Source organism: Lacipirellula parvula (genome assembly GCF_009177095.1).
Taxonomy (GTDB): domain Bacteria; phylum Planctomycetota; class Planctomycetia; order Pirellulales; family Lacipirellulaceae; genus Lacipirellula; species Lacipirellula parvula.
In genome coordinates this window covers 1,642,835-1,667,094 of the sequence record NZ_AP021861.1, presented here as the reverse complement: position 1 = coordinate 1,667,094, position 24,260 = coordinate 1,642,835, and the positions used below count along the sequence as shown (strand labels likewise).

Genomic DNA, 24,260 nt, shown 5'->3' with positions numbered 1-24,260 from the left:
AGCCCGTTCCGCAACTGATTCTCCCCGACGACGACGCCCGCGTCCAGCAATCGCGGCATTCGCCGACCAATTGGCCCCGCCAAGGCGCCGGTTAGAATGAGTTGCCGCCAACCTGTGCCAGCATATCCACCGGAACAACCGACATGCTCCCCCGCCTGACGCTCGCCGCCTTGCTGCTCGCCCTCGTCGTGCCCGCGGCCCGCGCGATCGAGTTCACCGAAGACTCCCTCAAAGAAGTCAAACAGGCGATCGACGAGAAGAAAGCGAAACTCGTCGACGTCCGCACCAAGAAAGAATGGGACAAGGGCCACGTCGCCGGCGCGATCTTCCTGCCCGTCACGTCGCTCACCGACGAGTTGGACGAGAAGCAACTCGCCAAAGCGCTCCCCAAGAAGGGCAGCTACTACATCCACTGCGCCGTCGGCATCCGCGCCACCCGCGCCGCCGAGTACCTCGAAGAGCGAGGCTACGAAGTCAAAGTCCTCAAACCGGGCTACCAGCAACTCATCGAAGCCGGCTTTAGGAAAGCGGAAGAGAAGCCCGCCAAGACGCCCCCAACGCCCGCCCCCAGCAACTGACCACTGACCACGGACAACTGACGCCCCCAACAAAAAAACGGCCCCCTGCCTACATCGCAGGGAGCCGTTTTCGATTTTCACCTTGTCACAGCACTAAGCTAGAACGCCCAATGATGGCGTGTTTAGCTCAGTTGCAGCCGCAGCTGGGGGCAGCTTCGCAACCGCACGAGGCTTCGCAGCCGCAGCTGGCTTCGCAACCGCAGACCGGGGCGCAGCAAGCGTGCTTGGCAGCCCAACGAGCCTTAATGCGAGCGAAGATGCAGTGCTTCTTGCAGGGCGAGCAGCAGTCGTCGCAGCACGAGGCTTCGCAACCGCAGCTGGCTTCGCAGCCGCACGAGGGAGCAGCGCAACCGCACGACGGTTCGGCGGCGCAACCGCAGCTCGGCTCAACCGCACAGCCGCAGCTGGCTTCGCAACCGCAGACCGGAGCACAGCAGTGCTTGGCGGCCAGTTTGGCCTTCAGGCGGGAGAAGATGCAGCACTTCTTCGGCGCACAACATGGGTCGCAACACGACGGCTCGCAGCCGCAGGTCGGCTCGGCGTAGCAGCAGCTCGGCTCGGCAGCGCAACCGCAGCCGCCCATGCCCCAGGCATGAGCGTTGGAAGCGAAAGCCAACGCCATAGCGACGCCCAGCGTCGACAACAGGTAACGTTTCATCGGGAGGCTCCTGAATACTGGTGGGGGAGATACAGTCGCGCGTCGGCTCTGTCAGTTGCGTCTCGCTCGCGCCCCGTCTCGGAGGAATGGCGCCGAATGCGATTCAAACGCGTTGCAGGCCGTGTCACGCGACAAAGACTCACGTGAGTTACTCGTGATATCGTCGGTGCTAGCGGCAACCCTTCACCTGTTTCACCAAACTGCTTGAGCGAAAAACCCAACCTAGTCCGGATTTTCTACCCACAACGAACGCGCGCGTCCTGACGCTGCCGCGGGTCGAAACGATTGCACAGCCGACCTGGCTCTGCAGGGGGAGAAGAAGAGAATCTGTGGGAGGGGTCTCTGACCCCGAAGCGGCGTTGAGCAACGAAATAGCTTGAGGTGGTGACCGTCATCGGCGCCGGAGACGCCTCCCACAAGCTTGGGGCCATCCCACAAGGTTGGCGGTTATCCCAGACCTTCAGCTACCCGCCACGCTTCCAGCGCCGCCGCTCCATTGAAGCGTAGAGCCCGCTGCGGCGGCCCCCCGTTTGACCATAGCAATCGCTTGCGGCTTTGCGACCCGCAACGACCAGCAGCTGCTCGTCACCCGCCCCGCCGGTTGGTCGTTGTGCGAGAGTTCCGTCCCCGCCGGCGGCACGTCACCTTCCGCAAAGGCGACCGCCACGAGTTGCTTGTTCACATGCCCAAGCGCATCGAGCCGCGCGACCGTCTCCTGCCCCAGGTAACATCCTTTGCGAAAGCTGATCGCCTGAGCGTCGCGGGAAACCTCCTGCGGCAAATTCGTGGCGTCGAAGTCGACGCCCCACATCGGCCAAGCCGATTCGATGCGCACGGTTTGCCACAGCTCTTCGCCGCCAAGCGTCCCGCCCGCTGCGGTCCACCGCCCTTCCAACGCGGCAATCGCTGCGGGTGAACACCCCAGCAAGAATCCGCCAGTCCACAGCAACTCACACCGCACGACGGTCACAGCAGCGCCCGCCACGTCGACCGACCGATGCGACCAAGCCGCATCTAGCCCCGCGGCAGCGCCCGCGCCGAGCGCCACGGCCGCGATTTCCCCCGCCCGCTCGCCAAACGCCAACAGCCACGTCAGCTCCGCCGACTCGTCGGCAAGCGTCACATCTTCACGAATGATGTACCGATCAAGCTGCGGCATGAGCCGCTCCGCCGTGCCCGGCACCGCGACGATCTGAATCGCGTTGTCGCCCGCCAACAGAAAGCCGTGGGAGTGGATCTTTCCCTTCACATCGGTGAAGAACGCCTCGCACCCGTCGCCGGGCGTGAGCCGCTTCACGTCGTTCGTGCACATATTGTGGAGAAACGACGCCCGATCGCCACCGCTGGCCCACACGGTCGACCAGTCGCGCAGGCGCACTAAGCCCGCGCCGGCAATGGCGGCTGCGTATTCGTGCTGTAGCGTTTCGTTCATTCTCGATTCCGCTTTCTAGCCCCGGGCTCCGCCCGGGGGTCGCTTACCACCATCAAACACCTTCTGGCTCCCTCCCCCTGGAGGGGAGGGCTGGGGAGGGGGGGAAGAACCCTGGTACCCGCTACAGTCACCCCTCCCTAACCCTCCCCCTCAAGGGGAGGGGACCACAAAGTTTGGATTTATCAGCGTGCCCCGCTCACCACTCATCCCGCACAATCGGCAGCGGCACCAGCCGCTGCGCCTCTTCAATCACAATGCAATGATTCCGCCCCGCCGCGAGCCGAGCCAGCTCGCCATCGCTCTCGATCGGCGTCATCCCCAGCGACTCGACCACCTCGCTCGGCAAGTTGCTCCGCAGGTACACGGGCCCCTCTTCGAGCGCCTTGGCAAGCACCATCGCCGGATGGGCTTCGGTCGATTCGTCCCGCGCAAGCTCGCGCTGCACCTCGCCGAAGTCGAATGCATCCTTCAATCGATTGAGCGGCCCCCTAGGCTGTTCATTCAGCTCGCAGCAAACGGCAATCGCTCCGCCCGGCGTCACCACGGCACTCGCGGCGCTCACAGCGCGAGCCAGGTTGTCCCACGTCTGCTCGCGCTCGTCGCCGGTGATCGCGGCGATCACGAGGTCGCCCGGTTCGCCGGCGGTCTTCTCCCAAATCTCGTGCGTTAGTTCGCTTCCCGTGCGCACAACTTCATCGGGATCGCCGGCAATCACCGCGGCAACTCCGCCGTCGGCGCCCGGCACTACGCTCACGGTCATCTGCACGCCGAGCAGCCAGCCCGCTTCGTCGACTTCGGTGCGGTTCCGCTTTTGCACCTTGGGCGATTCGCTGCCCGCTTCCGTCCGCACGCGGGCTGCCGTCTCGCGATTGGAGAACTGCGGGAAGAGCCCAGCGAACTTGCTCTCATCGCGGCGGGTTCCCCCAGGCAGCCGCTGCGCCGACACCGGCAGCACGAAATCAGCCTCAGCAAGCGTCCGGTTGAGCCGCAGCGGCTCCTTCGCTGAGTTCACGCCGACCATCGCGATCCCCTGCTCGTCGTCGGGATCGTGAAGCTGGATCGTTACCGCCTCGGCCTTCATCGCGGCCAGCTCTTGCTCGAAGGCCGCTTGATCCTCAAGTCGCTCCGCGAGCACGATCGTGATCATCGCCGGCGAGACGCCCGCTTCGAGCATCGCTTCGACGACGCCGCGGAGGATCGTATTAGCTTGCGGAATCCCCGCCGCAAAAGCGATCGCCGTCACATCGCCTGGCGCTGTGGCGGCAGCCAGCGGCGGAAACCCGCGTGGCGCCGCGAGCGCATTACAGACCGCCGCCGCCGGATCGGCGAGCAGTGGATGCTCGTCGCTCGTCGCCGACAACAACGTGTAATCTTCCAGCGGCAACTCACATTGCGCCGCCAACCCAAACCGAAAGGTCACCATCAATTGCCCGAATTGAAATACGTGCCGAATGCGGTTCCCCCCGCGGGGTTTCTGCCGCTACGGCGTTCTGGTAGGTTGCGTTAGATATCCCCCTCCCTTGAAGGGAGGGACCAACTGAGCACGATCGCCGGTGGCGATCGAGCGCAAGGCGGTAGTCTTGTCAGTGGCGGGAGCCCCTACGCTGACGCGAACGACGCCGTCGCTGCGGCTCCCTCACCCAACCTCTCCCCTCAGGGGAGAGGAGCAACACACAAGTATCTGCCAATCTCCCCCGTCGCCCAAGGGCCTCGGGTCCAAATCATCGAGACCGAGTCATGGATGCTCCCGGCTTCTCCCCCCTGCCGCTTCGCGGCTTTCTGCTGCTATTGGCCCTTGCCGCCACGCTGACCGCCGGCTGCAACAGTTCCTCGGACCCCGCCGTGAGCGAAGAATCGGCCGCCGCCGAGGCCCGCGGCGCCGAGATCGCCGAAAAAATGCTTGCCGCCTACCAGAAGGCGAGCAGCTACACCGACCACGCCACCTACGTGCAGTCGTATGCCTACCGCGGCGAAGGGGTCGAGCGCGAGCTCCCCTTCTTCGAAATGTCGCTCGCCTTCCGCCGGCCGAATTTCGTACGCCTACGCTTCAATGAAGCGATCCCCGGCGAAGGTCCAGCCCGCGGTTTCGACATCGCCTCCAGCCGCAGCGTGACCCGCGCCTCGGCCGCCGAGTTGCCGCGGCAGATTCTGGAAACGAAGACCCCCACGAAGCTGAGCACGGAAAACTTCCTGCCAGATCCGATGATCCGCGAGATCTTCAACAATCGCTCGATCAGCGACGTCTTTCCGCAACTCGCGATGCTGCTGAACGTCGACGACGAAGCGCTCGTCTTCCCGAACGACGAAGCCCCGCGCTATCTCGACGACAAGCCGCTCGAAGGTAACAACTGCCATCGCATCGTCAGCACGAGCGCAAACGGCAAGCGGATCTTCTGGATCGACGCCAAAACCTACGCCCTGCGCCGCATGGAATTGCCGCTCGGCGACGCCCGTCGCGACTTCGATCCGGACGACCGCTATTCGAATCTTTCGGTCTGGATTGATTTCAAAGACCCGACCTTCGATCCAGACATCGACCGCAGCACGTTCTTGAAAGAGCCGGCCGAAGGCGAGTTCTTGGTGAAGCGACTGATTCCCTCCCCGCCGCAAGCGCCGCCGGAGCGCCTCGGCGAAGACTTGGCGGAGTTCAGCTTCGAAACGCTTGACGGCGAGAAGGTGTCGCGCGATTCCCTCAAAGGGAAGACGGTGCTGCTGGACTTCTGGCAAGCCGATTGTGCGCCCTGCAAGGCCCACACGCCCGAGCTCGAGAAGGTCTATCAGCAGTTGAAGGACAACGACAAGTTTGCCTTTTACGCCGTAAGCATGGACGCCCCCGAGCGCGTGACCAACGACACCGCCGAACGGACGCTCAAGAATTGGGGGGGCTCTATGCCAATCCTCCGCGATCCAGAGGTGACTTCCGAAGCGCTGCAGGTCGCCGGCACCCCGACGCTCATGCTTCTCGATGGAACCGGCAAGCTGCAATACTTCCACATCGGGCAACACCGTGATCCACAGCAGCTCGCTAACGTGATCTCGAAGGTCGTCGATGGCGCCGATCTCGCCGCCGAAGCCCGCGACGAGCACCAACAGCTGACCGCCAAGTACGAGGCCGACATCCGAGCCGCCGCGGCGAGCGGCGACGTGATCAGCGTCGAGGTCGCCCGCCCCGAGTTCGGCAAGCAAGAGCTACCCCAGCAACTTAACGCGACCGAGCTGTGGAAAGCCGCCGCGACCGACGTTGCCAAGCCAGGCAACTTCCTCATTCTCAACGATAACAACGCCGCCGCGCCGCGCATCCTGGCGGTCGACGGTGGGCAGGCGATCGTGGAACTCGACCCCGCCGGCAAGCTCGTCGCGCGGCACGACATCGCCGGCAACGAGGCGACGGGCAATGGCTTCCTCCGCACCACCGTCGATCAAGCGGGCAACCGCCTCATCGCCGCCAGCGGCGTTGGCTGGCAGAAGCTGTACCTGTTCGATAAGGAATGGAAACAGACGCTAGCTTTCCCCAACGACAAGAATCCAGGCATCGCCGACGTCCAGCTAGCCGCCCTGACTCCCGATGCCGAGCCAACGCTCTACGTCGGCTACCGGGGCGGCGTCGGCGTGCAAGGCGTCGGCCTCGACGGCAAACGTAAATGGGCGATTCGTTCATTCAACGAAGTCGTGCAGCTGGCCGTCGCTCCCGTGGACCTGAGCAACCCGCCCGTCATCGAAGAGGAAGAGCAGGACGCAGCCCCCCAGACGCGCAACCTCTGGGGCACCAGCGACCGCGGCCTCGTTTTCGTCCTCGGCCCCGATGGCAAACCGCTGCCAGAAATCGTCGTCGGCCTTCGCGAGATCATGCACCTTGCCATCAGCCCGCAAGCCGAAGGCGACGCCGCCCGTTGCTGCGGCCTGAGCGTCGAGGCCCCCGGCGTGTACAACGTCGTCGGCTTCGACCCCGACGGCGAAGTTCGCTGGCAGTACAAGCTGCCGATCGGCGAATACACCCACCAGGTCGAGCGAATCCAAAGCGTCACCCTCCCCGGCAACCGCCCCGCCTGGATGGTCGCCGCCCCCGACGGCACGATCGTCTGGCTCGACCCGCAGGGCCAATTGATCGACCAATTCCGCCACGCCCAGCCCCTCACCGGCCTCTCCCTGACAAACACGCCCGAGGCTGCAATACTGTTGGTCTCCACGCCGGAATCCCTGAAGGCCTGGAAGCTGGGAGAGGGAGCCGCCAAGGCGGAAACTCCCAAATGACATGACGAATGACGAATGCCATTCGCTTGCGTCTTCCATTCGTCATTCGGGTTTCGTCATTCGTCATTCATAAACGCCCAGGCGTTTGCATATTCACAGGACTACACCAATGCCCACCACCACCGAAAAGACCCAACAGCTCATCACCACCCTGCTCGCCGGCCGCGAAGCGAATCCCTCGCTCGAGTTGGTCGACTACCTCAATGCCATTCCGCGGTTGGATTCACTCGCCAGCGTCCCCAGCGGCACGCCGGTCCTCATCCGCGGCGACGTCGACGCCAAGCCAGGCGCCACGATCGGCGAGGGCGACGTCCGCCTCCGTTCGATGGTCGACACCCTGAAGTACGGCATCGAGCGCGGCTGGAAGCAAATCATCTTCGGCCACATCGGCCGCGAGCCGGAGAAGTCGCTCAACAAGGTCGCCGCCCGCCTGGGCGAAATTCTCGGCCAGCCGGTGGAACTCGTCACCGACTGGTTCGACGCCACCACGAACACGATCCCCGACGCCGTGAAGGCGAAGATCGACGCCGCCAAGCCGGGCAGCGTGTTGATGCTCGAAAACACCCGCCGCTACGACATCGAGCGCGTTCTCTGGAAGGCGAAGCCTGCCGACGCCGCGAAGCTGGCCGAGCCGCTTGCCAAGTTCTCCAACGAACTCGCCGCGAAGGTCGCCAAGGTTTACGTCAACGAAGCCCTCTCGGCCGGCAGCCTCGACGCTAGCTCGACGATCGTCCCCGCCGCGATGGACCAGGTCGCCCTCGGCAAGTACGTCGCCGGCGAGTTCGACGGCCCGATGCGCAAGTGCCTGCAAACGCAGCTGGTTGTCTTCAGCGGTTTGAAGATCGACAAGCTCGACGACCTCGAAGCGATGATCGGCCGCGGCACGATCCGCAAGGTCTTCGCCGCCGGTTCGCTGGCGATGGCGCTGCGGAAGGCGATCGGCGAAATCGACGGCAAGGAAGTTTGCATCGGCGCCGCCGAAGAAGCCTCGCATTCCGACAAGCCCTACTACATCCCCCGCGATCGCGTCGAGCAAGCCAAGAAGATGGTCACCGACGGCCGTGCGAAGGGGATCGAGTTCATCGTCCCGTGCGACTCGGTGATCGAAGACGGCTCGACCGTCGACGCCCTGAAGCCCGGCATGCAGCAGTTCGACATCGGCCCGAAGAGCAGCAAGCTATTCGAAGAAAAGATCGGCGAATTCGTCGCCTCGGCCCCCAAGGGCGCCGTCGCCTTCCACAACGGCGTCTTCGGCATGTTCGAGGACGCCCGTTTTGAAGCCGGCACGAAGAACTTCATCCCGCAACTGAAGCGGATGAAGGACGCGGGCGTCGAGGTTTACATCGGCGGCGGCGAAGGGGGCACGTCGCTCGAGCGCTACGGCAAGCCCGACTGGGTGACCCACACCTTCACCGCCGGCGGCACCGTGCTGAACGCCTTAGGCCGCGAACCGGTGCCGTACCTGGTCACCCTCCGCGAAGCCGCGAAGAAATAGGTAGCCGCGGGTCAACGCCCCGCCGGAGCGAACCAGCAACAACCGTCCCATCCCCAGGGCTCCGACGCATACCGTCGGAGCCCTGTTTTTATTGGCATTCCGCAGAACCAAGTGTTTTTTGCACCATTCGTTCGCAACTTGTACAATTTCAAGAACGTCGCACGCCAACCGCCTTTCGTCCAACCACGATGTCCACGCTCCAAGACATCCTCGCCGCCGCCCAACTCCTCCCGTCAACGGAGCGCCTGCAACTTATCCACGCCCTCTGGGACGCTACCCCCCCTGAGGCTTGGCCGTTGCCATCGGAAGCCTGGATGGCCGAAGCCAATCGACGTAGCGACGCCATCGACGCCGGCGAGATCGCGGTAGCTCCTTGGGACGAAGTCCGCGCTCGAGTTCGCCGCCAGGCGGGACTCGATGGTTGAGATCGTCGTCTCCTCGCCGGCTGAGCAGGAATACGCCGAGGCGCTCACATGGTACGCTCAACGCAGCCCGCGAGTTGCTCAACGATTTGACGACGACTTCGATCAATCGCTGCGATTGATCGCGGCGACTCCTGAACGATTCGCCAAGTGCGACGCCCGCCATCGCTTCTTTCTGATGCGCCATTTCCCGTATCAGATCATCTATCGCAACGACGCGACCTATCTCACCGTTGTCGCCGTTGCTCATACGAGCCGCGAACCCGAGTATTGGCAGGGACGGTAGCCGGCAATCGACGCGCTCGATTGCGTCCTCCCACCCTTCAGAAACGCACTTACCGCCATTTGCGCACCACAACCTCCCCCCCGCGCACCGAATTCATGCCCCCTTCACTCACTCTTCATGCAGGCGCCCCACAATCTGCCAGCACTTCGATCGCGGTTCTCTCGTGGCCAGCCATTTCACCGCAGCCACGCCTCGATCGGCCCTCCCAAAAGGCAGTTGATCTATGTCGTCGAGCCCCTCGACCGCCTCACTCCGCCGCTGCGTCTCCATCTCTCCCCGCCGCGCCTTCACCCTGGTTGAACTGCTGGTCGTCATCGCCATCATCGGCGTGCTCGTGGCTCTGCTGCTGCCGGCAGTGCAAGCCGCCCGCGAGGCCGCCCGCCGCTCGCAATGCCTCAACAACTCCCGTCAAATCGGCCTCGGCATTCTCAACTTCGAGTCGGCCAAAAAGCTGCTCCCCTCCGGCGGCGAAGGGACCGATTGGTCTGACCCGGCGGCGCCCAAAACCGGCTTCGATCGCCATTCGACCTTCACGCAGATCTTGCCCTACCTCGAACAAACGGCCGTCGCCGCTCAGTTCAACTTGAAGTACGGCTACAACGACCTCGCCGCCCCGCAGAACCAGATCGCCGCCAAAACGCAAATCGAAGCATTCCTCTGCCCTTCGAATTCCATCCGCCAGCCCGATCCGGCCGGCTACGGCGGCACCGACTTCATGCCGACCGTTTACACCGACATCCATCCCACCACCGGCGTCCGCGATAACATCGCCTCGCGTGCCGACGGCGCCCTCGCGCTTGTCCCCGCCAAGATGGCCCTCATCAGCGATGGCACGAGCAACACGATCGCCCTCGCCGAGGACGCCGGCCGCAATTGGGAAGAGATGGAGCCGTTCACGAAATCGAAATACGATGAAATCCCGAATGCCGCCGACAAAACTCCCAGCGGCTACCGCGCGATCAATCGGTGGGCTGAACCCGACACCGGCAACGGCGTCTCCGGCCCGCCGACCTCGACGGCCGCGAACTTGAAGCCAGTGATCAACAACTACGCCACGCCCGTCAACGGCCCGGAGGAGTGCCGCTGGTCGACGAACAACTGCGGCCCGAACGACGAGATCTTCTCGTTCCACCCCGGCGGCGCCGACGCGGTGTACGCCGACGGCAGCGCCCACTATCTGAACGAGTCGATCGCCCCGCAAGTGATGCGAACCCTGATCACCCGCGGTGAAGGCGACATGACCGACTCGAGCTCGCTCTAAGCACTTGCTGCCCGCAGCAAACGATTGTCAGCAGGCTCGGCGGTTCAACCCGCCGAGCCTTTTTCGTGCGCCCAACGCATTCGGTCACGGCCCCAGGCGATGAAACTCCACCACCAGCCGCCAAGCCTCTTCCGGCGAGTCAACGAAGTGGATCAGCTTCAAATGATCGTCCGCCACGACGCCCTCGTCCGCCAGCGCCTGGAAGTTGATCACGCGGTTCCAGTAGTCTGTCCCGTACATAATGATCGGAATTTCTTGCATCCGGCCCGTCTGTCGCAGCGTGAGGACTTCGAACAGTTCGTCGAGCGTGCCGAAGCCGCCGGGAAAAATCACCAGCGCCGCCGCCCGCAAGATGAAGTGGAACTTCCGCATCGCGAAGTAATGGAACTGCAGGCAAAGTTCCGGCGTGATGTACGAGTTCGGCTCCTGCTCATGCGGCAGCACGATGTTGAGGCCAATCGACTTGGCGCCGATGTCGAAGGCGCCGCGATTCGCCGCCTCCATAATCCCCGGCCCGCCGCCGGTCATCACCACGAGATCGCACTTGGCGCCTTGTTGGCAGAACTCCGAAACGAGCCGCGAAAACTGCCGGGCTTCGTCGTAGTAGTGGCTCTTCGCCAACCGGCTTTTCGCCCGCTGCACATCCCGCTTCGCCTGCGGCAGATCGGGATTCTCCAGTGAGTACGCCTCCGCCGCGGCAAGCCGAGCTTCGGCTTCCTCTAGCGGCACGATCTGCGTCCCGCCGAACACCACCACGGTCGAGCGAATGCCATGCTCCCGCAGCACCGTCTCGGCCTTGTCGAGTTCCAACTGCATCCGCACCGGCCGCTGCTCGGGCCGGCCGATGAAATCGAGATCAAGCTCGGCGAGCCGATAGCTAGGGGACGCGAGAATCGCTTGGCGATTTCGCTCGACGTTCTCTCTTTGCGTCACCTCATTTTCGTTGTTCATTGAAGAATTATCTCACGCAAAGGCGCGAAGGCGCAAAGGAACACAAGTAAAACGGGTCCTAGAAACGATTCTCTCGCATTTCTTTGCGCCTTCGCGCCTTTGCGTGAGATCTGTATTCACACGATTGACTAATCTAGCTGAACCTTTTCACCCAATGCAGGCGTCGCCACGTTCCAGCCGCGCGTCGTTCGCAGTTCTTCCGCCAGCGCATCGGCCGCGTGCGGTTCGCCATGAGTGAGGAACGTCTGCTTCGGCGCGTGCGACAATTGCCCCAGCCATCGCAGCAAGTCGCTCCGATCGGCATGTCCGCTCAGCCCCGGAATCTTCTCCACCGCCGCCCGCAGCGGCACATCTTGCCCGAACATCCGCACGAACGGAGCGTGATCTTCGATCAATCGCCCACGCGTGCCGACCGCCTGGTAACCGCCGATGATGATCGTGTTCCGGGGATCGGGCATCCGCTGCTTCAGGTGATGCACGATCCGTCCGCCCGTCATCATGCCGCTAGAGGCAATAATCACCGCCGGCCCGGCCGTTTGGTTAATCTTCTTCGACTCGGCCGCCGTCCGCGCGAGGATCACCTTCCGGCCGCCGAGCGCGGGGTGGTCGGGATCGAGGACGCCGTCGCTCAGATCGTGGTCTTCGCTATGCTCGCGATAGACGGCCGTCGCGTCACAAGCCATCGGGCTGTCGATGAAAATCGGAATGTCGGGCATGCGGTCCGCCGACTTCAGCAACTGAAACAAGTAGAGCAGCTGCTGCGCCCGCCCCACGGCAAACGCCGCGATCAGCATGACGCCGCCCCGTTTCACGCTCCGCCGCACGACTTCTTCGAGCGCGTCGAGAATCGACGTCTCCGGATGCTCGCGATCGCCGTAGGTGCTTTCGCAAACGAGATAGTCGCACTCCGGCGGCGGGGCCGGGTCGTGATAGAGCGGCCCGTCATAGCGGCCCACATCGCCCGAGAACAAAATCCGCAGCGGATCGGGCCGGTTGCGAATCTCCGCCTCGATCATGTTCGAGCCGAGCAAATGCCCCGCATCGTGAAACCGCATCGCGATCGGCGCCGCTGGCGTAAACCACTCGCCGCGCGGCACCGGCTGAAACAGCTTCAGCGTCCGCTCGACGTCGCGGTCATCGTACAACGGCAGCGCCGGCTGATGCTTCGAAAATCCCTTGCGGTTCGCGTACGCCGCATCCTGCTCCTGGCACTTCGCCGAGTCGAGCAAAATAATCTCCGCCAAATCGCGCGTCGCATCGGTCGCGTAAATGCGACGATTAAAACCTTGCTTCACAATCCGCGGCAGGTAGCCGACGTGATCAAGGTGGGCATGCGTCAGCACGACCGCATCAACCGCCCGCACATCAAACGGCGTCGGCTTCCAATTGAGCTCCCGCAGTTCTTTGAGCCCCTGGAACAACCCACAATCGACGAGCACCTGGGCCCCATCAGCCTCGAGCAGATACTTCGACCCGGTAACAGTGCGCGCGGCGCCGTGAAAAGTCAGTGTTGCCATGCAGTCAGAATACCCTGTTTTACGGCGGCGACTAGCTGCGGAAGACTAACCACGACGACACGGCGGGCACGACGACTCATACGTAATCTTCGTTTTCTCTTTGCGTCTTAGCGCCTTTGCGTGAGATCAATCAGAACGATGTCTCACGCAAAGGCGCAAATGAATTAAAGAATGTAATCTTTCGTCGTGCACGTTGTGCCGTCGTGGTTCAATCGTTCTCTTAGATAATCCCATGCAACGGCCCGCCCAGCGCTCCGAGGGCGTCGACTCGTCGCGAGATCTCCGGATCTTCCTCCAGCACCGGCGCATGGTGCGCCTTCACCCGCGCGTCGATGATCAGAGCCCCTCGGCAACCCCAGTGCTTTTCGCTCGTGAACTCGTCGATGCCATACACGTCGTCCGCCGGGTTCGAACGCGTGAACACGGCCCACAAGAAGTTGTTGAGCGACTCGCTCACGAACTGCGTGTCGTCGACGACGACGATCAACCGGAACTGGTTCATCGGGTGGGCAACGTCGAGATCGCGCACGAATTGCCGCATCGCCCCTGCCGTTGCGTCGCGAGCCTCGGTCCGCGCGCGAACCGACTCGTCGTAGTCGAACGACGGCGCCGGGCAACGCGGCCCCTCGACCGCCAACACGCCCGGCATCACCAGCCGCGGATGGCGGAACCCGTTCGGTACGGGCATCATCGGCGGCAATTCTGTCGCCAACTCAAACCGCTTCGGCCCTGTGGCGGCGATCACGAGCTTCGAACCAGCGTTGAACCCGGCGCCCGAGTAGTCGAGCGTGTCGATCGTCGTCTGCGTGTGGAAGTGCAAATCGCGGCGCCAATCGGCCCGCTGCAGCGCATGCGTCAGGAACGCCGGAATGTTGTCGACTCGCAAATTCGGATCGTCCTGCTGGGCGACGATCATGAGATACTTCGCCAGCGAGAGTTGCCCCTGCCCGAGAATCGCACACGCCTGCGTTAGCAACTCTTGCGGCTGTGGCGTCCCCAAGAACGGCATGTACCGCTCGCTGCCGATCGCCAGCAGCAGCGGGTGGACGCCCGCCGCGTCGACCGCATTGACGCCCTTCACGCCGGGGAGCACGACGGGAATCATCGGCCCCGTGAGTTCGTGAATCAACTCCCCGAACATCGTGTCTTCCTGCGGCGGCCGACCGACGACGGTGAACGGCCAAATCGCATCGCGGCGATGGTACACCGCTTCAACCTTCAGCACGGGGAAGTCGTGCGCGAGGCTGTAATAACCGAGGTGATCGCCGAACGGCCCCTCCGGCAGCAAGCGGTCGGGGTCGATCGTCCCCACGATGCAAAAATCGGCATCAGCCATGATCGGCAGCGCCCCCGGCCGGCGAATCATCCGCACCCGCCGGCGGCCGAGCGCCCCCGCAAAGCCGAGTTCGCTCATTCCTTCTGGCAGCGGCATCACCGCCGCGACCGCCAGTGAGGGAGGCCCACCGACGAAGACGTTCACGCGAAACGGCTCGCCCGCCCGCCGTGCTGCTTCGTGGTGCACGCCAATGCTGCGGTGAATTTGATAATGGAGACCGATTTCTGCGTCGCGTTGGTACTGGTTCCCCGCCAGCTGCACGCGGTACATGCCAAGGTTCGAACGCCGCAGTCCTGGCTCGCGGACGTCTTCGCTGTACACAATCGGCAGCGTCACGAACGGCCCGCCGTCGCGCGGCCAGCTTTGCATCTGCGGCAACTGGCTGAGCGTCGTCTGCCCCGCGAAAATCGGCCCGCTGGTCACCGACTTCGGCAGCATGAACCGCGCATCGAGCGGCGCCTGCCAATACTTCCAAAACTCCTTCGCCGCCGCCTGTGGATTCGCCCGCAACTGCACGAGCCGCTCGACCCCATGCAGCGCATCGCGGAACATCAACCGCGTCCGCTCCATCGTCCCGTACAGGTTGCTCACCATCGGGAACCGGCAGCCGGTCACGTTCGCGAAGTAGAGCGCCGGCCCGCCGGCCGCATGGACGCGACGATGAATCGCCGCCGCCTCCAAATGGGCGTCGACCGGCGACTCAATCCGCACCAACTGCCGGCGCCGCTCAAGATCATCGACGCATTCACGAAGACTGGCGTAAGACATGCCGTATCAATCTCAAACAGTGAAAAAACGCCAGTAGCCGCGGCTCAACGAGCCGCCGGAGCGAACCAAAACCAAGTCCGCCCATCCCTCGCCGCAACCGCACTCACCCGCGTCCCATTTCTTCGACCATTAACCAACTCGCAGCGCACAACCGCCCGCACCCCACTCTCACCCCCAAAACCGCTACCACCGGCAGCCGCCGCCACTTTTTCGCAACTCCGCAGAGGGGGTCGCCCAGCCGGCCGCCGCCGCGACTGTTTATGCTAAGACGCAAGGCCCGCAGCGGATAGCGGCAACAACCGTTCCGCTAGCGACGCCCTCGCCCGAGCGCACAGAACCGCCCAAATCGTGGCGGTTCTCGCACAATAGACCTACAATTTTCTAGTGCCGGAGCGTCCCCCTGGGGAATTCGCCGCTCCGACATTAAGATGCCGATCTAGCCCCACACGACATCGACGAGGCAAGCGAAACACGCATGAGCCAGGAAGAACAAGACGATCGCATTCCGGAAATTGCCCTCGTTGGCGACCTCACCGAACATGAGTCGGAGCTGACCGATCGCTTGCTCGACATCGAACCGGGCGGCGAGTGCCTCATCTACTTCGACTCGCCCGGCGGCAGCCCCTACTGCGCGATGTCGTTGATGACGCTCATCAAGATCCGCGGCCTGCGGGCCACCGGCATCGTCACCGGCGAATGCTCGTCCGCCGCGCTGTGGCCGTTCGCAGCCTGCCAAAAGCGGCTCGTCACCCCCTGCAGCGTCTTGCTGTTCCACCCGATGCGGTGGCAGAGCGAAGAAAACGTCGGCCTCGCCGAAGCTGCCGAGTGGGCCCGCCACTTCGGCCAGCTCGAAAAAGACATGGACATCCTTCTTGCCGGGCTGTTCGGTTCAACCGTCGAACTCATGGACAAGTGGATCAACCCCGGTCGCTACGTCGGCGGGCCCGAACTCGCCGCCGCCGGCCTCGCCGAGTTGATCACCTTCGACCGCCTCGGCGACATGAGCTACCTGCTCGCCCCGTCGAGCAACGGCAAAGCGCACAGCGGCTCGAAAGCGAAAGCCCGCGTCTAGCCCCGGGCTGCGCCCGGGGGTCGTCCACCACCGCTTATGAGTCACCAGTAAAAGTTCTGGCTCCCTCCCCCTTGAGGGGAGGGCTGGGGAGGGGGGAGGCGCCCTGGTACCCGCTTCTTTCACCCCTCCCCCTCAAGGGGAGGGGACCTCAAGGTTCTATTTCCTTTGAGGTTTCAACAGCGTATTGCTAAGTGAGCTCGATAGCCCGGGACCAGCCGCGTGCACAACGCACACTCGCACTGCTAGCACCCTCGCCCACAAACTCTTCACTCCCCCACTCCGGATTCCTCTCCCCAGCCCCCCCAGTTTTGCGTTATGATCGGCCCCGACGAGCCATCCGTGCTCGTCGGACGGAGCTAGCCGATTCATCTGGGAGGAAGCGAAATGGGAATTCGCACGCACGTGTCGCGTCGTCTCGCGACATTCTTGGCCATCGCCACGCTGATGGCGTTCACCGCCGCGCCGCTGCATGCGGTCGAGCCCCATCTCGCCAACGCCGTCGCCGCGGTTCCGGCGCAAGAGGCCGACCTCCTCGGCGGCCTGCCGCCGTATCTGCCGAAGGCGCCCATCAGCGGCAAGCTTTCGGTCGCCGGTTCGTCGGCGATGAACCAGCTCGCCCTCCTCTGGGCCGACGGCCTGAAGCACATCCACCCGGACGCCAAACTCGACGTCGCAATGTTCGAATCGGGCCAAGTCCTGCCGAAGCTCGGCGCCGGCGAGATGGAAATCGGCCTCATCAGCCGCCCTCTCACCGAAACTGAGCTCAAGCAAGGCGGCATCGTCGCCATCGCCACGGCGAAAGACGTCCTCGGCGTCGTCGTCCATCCCGACAACCCGCTCGAGCAGCTGACGATGGAGCAGGGGGTAAAAATCCTGCAAGATCCCGAGGCTGCCGAGAACCCTGGCGCCAAGACGTGGGGCGACGTCGGCGTCACTGGCTCGCTCGCCAAGACGCCGATCAACCTCTACGGCCGCAGCACCGGCACCGGCGCCTGGGGCTACCTGGTGAATCGCTTCCTCGGCGAAGGCGCCAAGAGCCGCGCAGGCAAAGATTGCAACGGCTACGCCCAAATTTGCGAAGCCGTCACCAAAGACCCCGGCGGCGTCGGCTACCTCAGCCTCTCGCTCGCCCCGGCCACGAAAGGCAAGGTCCTGCCGCTCGTGCTGAACACCGGCGAAGTCGTTCCCGCCCCGAAGATGGGCGAAGCAGTCGATCCCCGTTACCCGCTCGTCCGCCAGCTGTACGTCGTCGTGAAATGGGAAGCCGGCAAGCCGATGCCGCCGATGACCGAAGAACTGCTCCGCTACGTGCTGAGTCGCTCAGGCCAGGAAGACGCGGTGAAGGCGGGCCTGCTACCGCTCCGCCGCGACGAAGTCCTCGCCTCGCGCGACGCCTTAGGCTGGACCGGGGCTCACTAGCGTTTCCAACAAAAAGCTTTCTGGCTCCCTCCCCCTTGAGGGGAGGGCTGGGGAGGGGGTGGAACGCTGGTACCAGCTTCAGTCACCCCTCCCTAACCCTCCCCCTCAAGGGGAGGGGACCAGAAACACAACGATTCAATACCAACGACTCCTAAAAATCTAAGCTGCCCGCCTCTTCAGGAGCCACATCCATGACGCCGACTTTGCGTCTCAACGTACTCACGCTCGCCACCGCGTTCACCGTGAGTGCCGCCGCCCAACACACCGTCGCTCAAACCGCAACCCAAGCTTCGGCCCGCAGCCGCGACCTCAGCGAGGCCTGGAGCGCCGCCCCCAGTCTCCTGCCGTCGACGGCCGCCATCCCCTCGTGGAACGCCCAGCCCAACTCCTGGCGGCTCGGCGTCGCCATCCAAAACGTCGACACCGGCGTCGTCCTCACCGACGTCGAAGCCGGCATGCCAGCCCAGCAGGCGGGGCTGGAGAACGGCGACATCATCGTCAACGTCGACGGCTTCCAAGTCGGCTACGTCGAAGGCGCCCTGTTCGACCTCGGCGATGAAATCCGCCGCCGCGTCGACCAAAACGGCAAAGTCGACTTCCTAGTCTTCGATAACCGCAACCGCCGCCTGCAGAACTTGCCCGTCACGCTCGCGCAGCAAAACGCCGCCAGCGTCCGCGGCGAAATTACCTGCAAGGAACGCGTCACGCTCACGCAGCAAGCCGTGCTCACCGTCCGCCTTCGCGACGTCACCTACCCCAATTGGCAAAACGTCGAAGTCGGCAAGCAAGTGATCACCAATCCGAAGCACCCGCCGATTCCGTTCGCGATTGCCGTCGACCGCACGCAGATCTACCCGGACCACAAGTACGCCGTCGACGCCTACCTCGTCGACAACGGCAAGATCTTGCTGCAAAGCTCAGCGGCCATTCCGGTGAATCTGCTGAGCAACACCGCCCCGATTCAAATAAACCTCGTGAAGGTCGGCGCCAACGTCCCGCCGAGCAACACCTACGCGGTCGGGCAACTCGATCAGATCAACCAGTGGTACAAGCAGTACCTCCGCCGCGACGCGTTGCCGACGGAACTCAACGCCTGGCAGAACTACCTGCAAGCCGGCAAATCGCCGCAAGACATCCAGGCCTACATCCTCGGCAGCCCCGAGTATTTCGACCGCATGGGCAACCAGCGCGATCCCTACCTCGCCGCCCTCTACCAAACGCTGCTCGGCCGCCAACCGACGGCGGCGGAAATGCAGCAGTTCGTCTCCCAGTACCAACAATACGGCGGCGCCAGAACCGACTTCGTCCGCGACGTGATGCGTTTGCAGCCGTAGCGGCTAGGCCTCGTCGCCACGCTCGCGATTCGTAACCTTCATCCTGGAATCCCAACGGGATTCAATCATCCAGCCCAGGGTTGATTGCGCAGCAATCTACCCTGGGTTTCCATGGACGATCCGTTAGGCAACCCTGTAAGGGTTGAATCGTGCTGCGATGCTTGCGGACAGTCGCAACCCCTACAGGGTTGGAATTCGATTGGTCGCATTGCCCCCAGGGTAGATCGCTCGCGCGATCAACCCTGGGCTGAATGCTTGAACGCCGCTGGCGTTCTTTCCGGTTCGCTCGCGACGTGATGCGTCTGCAGCCGTAAGACTGGACGCCCCAATTGGATGAAACCTCTGGCTCCCTCCCCCTTGAGGGGAGGGCTGGGGAGGGGGTAGACCGCTGGTACCCGCTTCCGTCACCCCTCCCTAACCCTCCCCCTCAAGGGGAGGGAACCTCAACATTCAATTTTTTGCACCGCGCGCTCGTAACCGCCTACCGCATCCGTCCCACATAAACCTCCGTGTCATACTCAATCACCACCACCCCTTCCCGCTGGTGTTGATTGAACAACGCCTCCAGCTCCGCCAACATCGCCGGCTGCTTCGGATCGCCGTCGGCCGGCAGATACGACGAAGACTTCGCCCTCCCCTGCAGCCCGGCGAGCGTCAGCCGCTGTTCATTGTCGACCGCTCGCTTCCGCCAATTCCCGGCGCCGAAAAACTGATCGAGTCGCGCCGGGTCGACGCGTTCGTGCCGCGCTCGCTGCGGGTCGATGTCAAACTTGTTCTGCAGCGACTCGTATTCGCGGGCAAACGGCGTCGCGTCGACTCTCCGCGTGTTCCACAACAGCACGCCCCACCCGCCCGGCCGGAGAATCCGCCGGCACTCCGCGCCCGCTCGCGGCGGATCGAACCAATGAAACGCCTGCGCCGCCGTCACCGCGTCGACTGAACTGTCGGCCAGCGTCGTCGCCTCCGCCGTTCCCGCCACGCTGCGGAATTTGGGGTACCCCGCGAGCAACCTATCCGCCGCCTCGCGCATCGGAGCGTTCGGCTCGACGGCAATCACTTCGTTCCCATGCTTGAGGAACATCTCCGCCGAGATCCCCGTCCCGGCGCCAATGTCGGCGATCGTCCAAGTCGGCTGCCAATCGGTCTCTTCACGCAGCACGTCCAGCACCGCCGCTGGGTACTGCGGCCGGTAGCGAACGTAATCCTCCACCCGATTCGAAAACCGCTCGGTCGACAACTGTCCCGCCATCGCTCCCCCTTCCAAATCTCGCCGTTTTTGTGATGAAAACGGCCACTAAGATCGCTAAGCTCGAAGATGCCCCAGGCGGTGCTCCGCGCGGCCTGTGCGAGTCTCCATTGAGCGCGTCGTCATCTTGAACGCAGTGAAGAATCGAGCGGTTCGAGCGGTTCGAGCAGTTCGAATCGTCCGCTGATCACTTCACTCCCCTCAAGATGACGCGCCAGGAAAATTTGTGGGAGGGGTCTCCGACCCCGAAGCAACGCGGCACAACCGGAGCTGTGTGTAGTAGAGAGTGGAATCGGCGTCGGAGACGCCTCCCACAAGCGACATATCAAGCGACACGACAGATGCGACATTAAGCCGCCGCCACAAACCAATTCACACCAGCAGGTTACAACACAAAACAACCCAGCTTAACAGCTAGTGTCGCCTAAAATACACCTCGCGACATGAGGCGACATCAGACGCGACACGACATTAACACGCCCCTACCAACCGGGCCGCTTCGCCGAATCCACCGTCCGCTCTATCATTCCAACATGTTTCAGCACTCGATCGTCTTCGACCGCCCTGGCTACCTCGCCTTGCTGGCGTTGATCCCGGTGCTTTTCTGGCTCGGCCACCGCAGCCTTTCCAGCCTTGGCTCGTGGCGTCGATGGATCGCCCTAACGCTTCGCTCGCTCGTCGCCCTGGCGATCATCCTTGCACTCGCCGACGCCCAGTACCGTCGCGAAAGCGACGAGCTCACGGTCGTCTACCTGCTCGACCAGTCGCTCAGCATCCCCGCGAACGATCGCCAGGCGATGCTCAAGTACGTCGACGCCTCGCTCGAAGGCGAACGAAGCACGCTCCGCGACGATCGTTTCGCCGTGATCGCATTCGGCCGCGACGCGGCGGTAGAAGTCCCCATCATCTCCGCCGACCGCGGCGTCCCCGGCCGGCTCGAGTCGCTCCCCAATCCCGAGTACACCGACCTCGCCTCCGCCATCCAGCGAGCCAAAGCCCTCTTCCCCCCCAACGCCGCCAAGCGGATCGTCCTCCTCTCCGACGGCAACGAGAACCTCGGCAACGCCCACCGCGAAGCCCGCGCCGCCGCCGAGGGGGGCGTCAGCATCGATGTCGTTCCCGTCTACCTCGAACCTCGCAACGAAATCTCGATCGAAAAGGTCGATCTCCCCGCGAACATCCGCCGCAGCCAACCGTTCGATATGCGGGTCGTCCTCCGCAACGACGCGCCGGAAGGTTCCGACGAAGCGATCGCCGGTCGCTTAGTCGTCATTCGCAAAGCCGGCCAGCGTGAGGAGGTCGTCGCCGAGGAAGAAGTGACGATTCCGCCCGGCAAGCAAGTCTTCACGATCCAGCAAGAAATCGATCAGTCCGACTTCTACACCTACGAAGCCCGCTTCGTCCCTGCCGATCCCGCGGCCGACGGCATGGCCCAAAACAACGTCGCCTCGGCGTTCACCCACATTCGCGGCAAGGGCAACGTCCTGCTGATCGAGAACGCCGACGCCAAGGGGCAGTTCGACTTCCTCGTCGACCGCCTGCGGACGCAAGACCTCGAAGTCGAAGTCACCGCGACCGACAACCTCTTCAACTCGCTGGCCGAACTGCAGCGGTACGACGCGGTGATCCTCGCCAACGTCTCCCGCAGCTCGATCGAAGACGCCGACAGCGGCACCAGCTTCAGCGACGAGCAAATCAAGATGCTCGTCCGCAACACCCGCGAACTCGGCTGCGGCCTGATCATGATCGGCGGCCCCGACAGCTACGGCGCCGGCGGCTGGGCCAATACCGAGCTCGAAGAGGCGATGCCGGTCGACTTCCAAATCAAGAACGCCGAGGTGGTGCCGGTCGGGGCGCTGGCGATCGTGATCGACCGCTCCGGCTCGATGGATGGCGAGAAGCTCGCCATGAGCAAGGCCGCCGCGATCGCCGCCGTGAAGACGATGGGCCGCCGCGACTACATTTCCGTTACCGCGTTCGACGACACCCCGTACAAGTCGGTTCCCCTCCGCGTCGTCGGGGACTATCGCACCGTGGCCAAGCGCATCGACGCGATCGCCTCCGCCGGCGGCACCGACATGTACCCCGGCATGGTGCAGGGTTTCAACGATCTGCAAAAAGCCAATGCCGCCGTGAAGCACATGATCGTGCTCACCGACGGCCAAACGCCCGACGCAAAGTTCGACGAACTCGTCCGCCGCATGCGGCAAGCGAAGATTTCGGTCACCGCGGTCGCCGTCGGCGCCGACGCCAACGTGCCGCTCCTCACCAACATCGCCAACCGCGGCGGCGGCAAATTTTACTTCGTGCAAAACCCGCGGGCCTTGCCGCGAATCTTTCTCCGCGAAGTTCGCCGCGTCGCCCGGCCGCTCGTCTACGAGCCGCCGCAACCGGTGACGCCGCAGATTCTCACGCCCGACAGCGAACTCCTCCGCGGCCTCGACGGCGGCGTCCCGCCGATCAAAGGCTTCGTTCTCACGAGCGTCAAGCAAAACCCGCTCGTCGAAGTGCAACTGCGGAGCCCGCTTCCCGCGACGCCCGACAACGCCACGGTGCTCGCCACTTGGACCTACGGCTCCGGCAAGGCGGTCGCGCTCACCACCGACGCCGGCGCCCGCTGGGCCACCGCGTGGACCACCTGGGAAGGCTACGACAAGTTCTTCGCCCAGATCGTCCGCTGGGCGATGCGTCCCACAGGTGACACCGGCAACTACACCGTCGCCGCGAACCTCCGCGACGGCAAGACCGAACTCGTCGTCACCGCCCTCGACGCCGAAGACAACTTCGCCAATCAGCAGTCGATCACCGCCGCGGCGATCGCTCCCGACATGTCGACGATCCCCGTGCAGGTCGAGCAAGTGGCGCCCGGCCGCTACGTCGGCGAGTTCGATTCAGCCCAAGCCGGCAGCTACTTGGTCGTCGTGAACCCCGGCGGCGGCGTGGCCCCGATCCGCACCGGCGTAAACGTCGGCTACTCGTCCGAGTATCGCGATCAAGAAACCAACCTGTCGCTCCTCCGCTCGCTCGCCGTCCTCGCGCCGAAGAACGGCAAAAGCGGCGTGCTGATCGAGGATGGCCTCGCCGCGGCAAGCTCGCCGTTCACGCCGGAACAAAACCCGTTCCGTCGCGACCAAGAGCGAGCCTCGTCAAACCAACCGATCTGGCCGTGGCTCGTGGTGACCGGCGCCTGCCTCTTCTGGGGCGACGTCTTCATCCGCCGCGTGCAGTTTGATCCGGCGTGGATTCTCGTCCCGCTCGCCGCCGTGCGCGACAAGGTGCTGCGGCGGAGCAAGGCCCCCGAAGCTCCCGAGACGATGTCCCGCCTGCAAAGCCGCAAGGCGCAAATCAGCGGCCAACTCGACGAACGCCGCGCCGCGACCCGTTTCGAGTGGGATGAATCGGCCCCCACTGCTGGCGCTGCCCCCACCGTTGGCGCCGAACCGCTCGCCGGCGCCGCCACGCCGCGCAAAGAGCAAGCGAAGCCTTCGCTCAAACCAGAGAACGACGCTCAACCCGAGTCGTACACCGAGCGGCTGCTCAAAGCGAAGAAGCAAGTCTGGAACGACCCGCAAAACGGCAAGTAGCGAGTCTAGCCCCACAATGAAATGTGTGGCTCCCTCCCCCTTGAGGGGAGGGCTGGGGAGGGGGTGGAACGCTGGTACCCGCTTCTTTCACCCCTCCCTAACCCTCCCCCTCAAGGGGAGGGGACCACAAAGACAAACATTCTCAGGGCTTTAACTAACTCGAGGAGATGTCGCGATCTGAATTTCATCGCCCCCCGCGCGCAACCATCCAACTAACCGCTCAATCACCCCGCTACCCAGCGGCTCCTCGCCGACCAGTTCATACGCCCCCGCCGCCAACGCTTCACTAAGCGCCCGCAACCAATCCTTCAGCTCATGTAGCAACATGCGAGCCTCAACCACCGACAACTCCCGACTAACAAGCGACACCTCGCTAGCCGACCGCTCACGACTCATCGCCACGAGCCTCCCCTGCTCCGCCTTGAGCAGCACGTCATCCAGATAAGCACGCCGCAACTCGCCGCGATCGTTGAAGTGATAAACGCGGTCATGGCCAAAGTAGAGACTCAACGACTCGCCGCGAAAGCCAGCGAAGAACGTGAAGGCCTCGCTCCCCTGCCCGACCACGAGCTCCACGCGCGGCGATAGCCCCCGCGCATCGCGCAACAGATCCTCTCGATCACGGGCATCACGTGCCACAGAAGCTCCCG

The 24,260-nt window shown here is 63.7% G+C and carries 18 protein-coding genes; 11 read left to right on the top strand and 7 right to left on the bottom strand.

Features of this window, described 5'->3' with window-relative positions:
- Window positions 1-143: 143 nt before the first annotated feature.
- Together PLANPX_RS06335 and PLANPX_RS06330 are read left to right on the top strand one after the other, a co-directional pair.
- Complete coding sequence (locus PLANPX_RS06335) at window positions 144-578, top strand: rhodanese-like domain-containing protein (protein ID WP_152097919.1); 435 nt, start codon at window positions 144-146, stop codon at window positions 576-578.
- A 110-nt stretch (window positions 579-688) separates the two neighbouring features.
- A complete protein-coding gene (locus PLANPX_RS06330; RefSeq protein ID WP_152097918.1) occupies window positions 689-1,123 on the top strand; it encodes a hypothetical protein in 435 nt (144 codons plus the stop codon).
- A 573-nt stretch (window positions 1,124-1,696) separates the two neighbouring features.
- Here the strand turns inward: PLANPX_RS06330 and PLANPX_RS06325 are convergent.
- Entirely contained in the window at window positions 1,697-2,668 is a 972-nt protein-coding gene (locus tag PLANPX_RS06325) for a YgfZ/GcvT domain-containing protein (RefSeq protein ID WP_152097917.1), read from the bottom strand.
- Window positions 2,669-2,864: 196 nt separating this feature from the next.
- On the bottom strand, window positions 2,865-4,091 hold the full coding sequence (locus PLANPX_RS06320; protein WP_152097916.1) for a lactate racemase domain-containing protein: 1,227 nt from the start codon (window positions 4,089-4,091) through the stop codon (window positions 2,865-2,867).
- Between the two features lie 314 nt (window positions 4,092-4,405).
- Here PLANPX_RS06320 and PLANPX_RS06315 point away from each other — a divergent pair, with 314 nt between their 5' ends.
- From PLANPX_RS06315 to PLANPX_RS06295, 5 genes are all read left to right on the top strand, one after another.
- On the top strand, window positions 4,406-6,919 hold the full coding sequence (locus PLANPX_RS06315) for a redoxin domain-containing protein (protein ID WP_152097915.1): 2,514 nt from the start codon (window positions 4,406-4,408) through the stop codon (window positions 6,917-6,919).
- A gap of 109 nt (window positions 6,920-7,028) precedes the next feature.
- Window positions 7,029-8,414 (top strand): phosphoglycerate kinase, encoded by a 1,386-nt coding sequence (pgk, locus tag PLANPX_RS06310; protein ID WP_152097914.1) that lies wholly within the window; start codon window positions 7,029-7,031, stop codon window positions 8,412-8,414.
- A gap of 188 nt (window positions 8,415-8,602) precedes the next feature.
- On the top strand, window positions 8,603-8,839 hold the full coding sequence (locus PLANPX_RS06305; RefSeq protein ID WP_152097913.1) for an addiction module protein: 237 nt from the start codon (window positions 8,603-8,605) through the stop codon (window positions 8,837-8,839).
- Window positions 8,832-9,122 (top strand): type II toxin-antitoxin system RelE/ParE family toxin, encoded by a 291-nt coding sequence (locus PLANPX_RS06300; RefSeq protein ID WP_152097912.1) that lies wholly within the window; start codon window positions 8,832-8,834, stop codon window positions 9,120-9,122. The genes PLANPX_RS06305 and PLANPX_RS06300 overlap by 8 nt, the downstream gene beginning before the upstream one ends.
- 223 nt (window positions 9,123-9,345) lie before the next feature.
- Window positions 9,346-10,383 carry a DUF1559 domain-containing protein gene (locus PLANPX_RS06295; RefSeq protein ID WP_152097911.1) on the top strand — a complete coding sequence of 346 codons (1,038 nt, stop codon included), beginning with the start codon at window positions 9,346-9,348 and terminating at the stop codon, window positions 10,381-10,383.
- Window positions 10,384-10,467: 84 nt separating this feature from the next.
- On the opposite strand, the gene PLANPX_RS06290 is transcribed toward PLANPX_RS06295, so the two are convergent.
- From PLANPX_RS06290 to PLANPX_RS06280, 3 genes are all read right to left on the bottom strand, one after another.
- A complete protein-coding gene (locus tag PLANPX_RS06290) occupies window positions 10,468-11,334 on the bottom strand; it encodes a TIGR00730 family Rossman fold protein (RefSeq protein WP_152097910.1) in 867 nt (288 codons plus the stop codon).
- A gap of 128 nt (window positions 11,335-11,462) precedes the next feature.
- Complete coding sequence (locus tag PLANPX_RS06285) at window positions 11,463-12,851, bottom strand: MBL fold metallo-hydrolase RNA specificity domain-containing protein (protein WP_152097909.1); 1,389 nt, start codon at window positions 12,849-12,851, stop codon at window positions 11,463-11,465.
- A gap of 220 nt (window positions 12,852-13,071) precedes the next feature.
- The gene (locus tag PLANPX_RS06280) at window positions 13,072-14,955 is read right to left on the bottom strand and encodes a UbiD family decarboxylase (protein ID WP_152097908.1); all 1,884 of its coding nucleotides are present in this window, start codon (window positions 14,953-14,955) and stop codon (window positions 13,072-13,074) included.
- Between the two features lie 475 nt (window positions 14,956-15,430).
- On the opposite strand from PLANPX_RS06280, the gene PLANPX_RS06275 reads away from it, so the two are divergent.
- The 3 genes from PLANPX_RS06275 (at window position 15,431) to PLANPX_RS06265 (ending at window position 18,780) form a co-directional block, all read left to right on the top strand.
- Window positions 15,431-16,027, top strand: a complete 597-nt coding sequence (locus PLANPX_RS06275; RefSeq protein WP_194175118.1) for a hypothetical protein — start codon at window positions 15,431-15,433, stop codon at window positions 16,025-16,027.
- Between the two features lie 384 nt (window positions 16,028-16,411).
- Window positions 16,412-17,446, top strand: coding sequence for a PstS family phosphate ABC transporter substrate-binding protein (locus PLANPX_RS06270; RefSeq protein WP_152097907.1), 1,035 nt, complete (start codon window positions 16,412-16,414; stop codon window positions 17,444-17,446).
- A gap of 191 nt (window positions 17,447-17,637) precedes the next feature.
- Complete coding sequence (locus PLANPX_RS06265; RefSeq protein ID WP_152097906.1) at window positions 17,638-18,780, top strand: YbaY family lipoprotein; 1,143 nt, start codon at window positions 17,638-17,640, stop codon at window positions 18,778-18,780.
- Between the two features lie 481 nt (window positions 18,781-19,261).
- Here the strand turns inward: PLANPX_RS06265 and PLANPX_RS06260 are convergent, their stop codons facing one another.
- Window positions 19,262-20,029: a class I SAM-dependent methyltransferase gene (locus PLANPX_RS06260; protein WP_152097905.1), complete on the bottom strand. Its 768-nt coding sequence runs from the start codon at window positions 20,027-20,029 to the stop codon at window positions 19,262-19,264.
- A gap of 530 nt (window positions 20,030-20,559) precedes the next feature.
- Here PLANPX_RS06260 and PLANPX_RS06255 point away from each other — a divergent pair.
- Window positions 20,560-23,610, top strand: a complete 3,051-nt coding sequence (locus PLANPX_RS06255; protein ID WP_172991904.1) for a VWA domain-containing protein — start codon at window positions 20,560-20,562, stop codon at window positions 23,608-23,610.
- Between the two features lie 150 nt (window positions 23,611-23,760).
- On the opposite strand, the gene PLANPX_RS06250 is transcribed toward PLANPX_RS06255, so the two are convergent.
- A complete protein-coding gene (locus PLANPX_RS06250) occupies window positions 23,761-24,249 on the bottom strand; it encodes a hypothetical protein (RefSeq protein ID WP_152097903.1) in 489 nt (162 codons plus the stop codon).
- Between the last annotated feature and the right edge of the window lie 11 nt (window positions 24,250-24,260).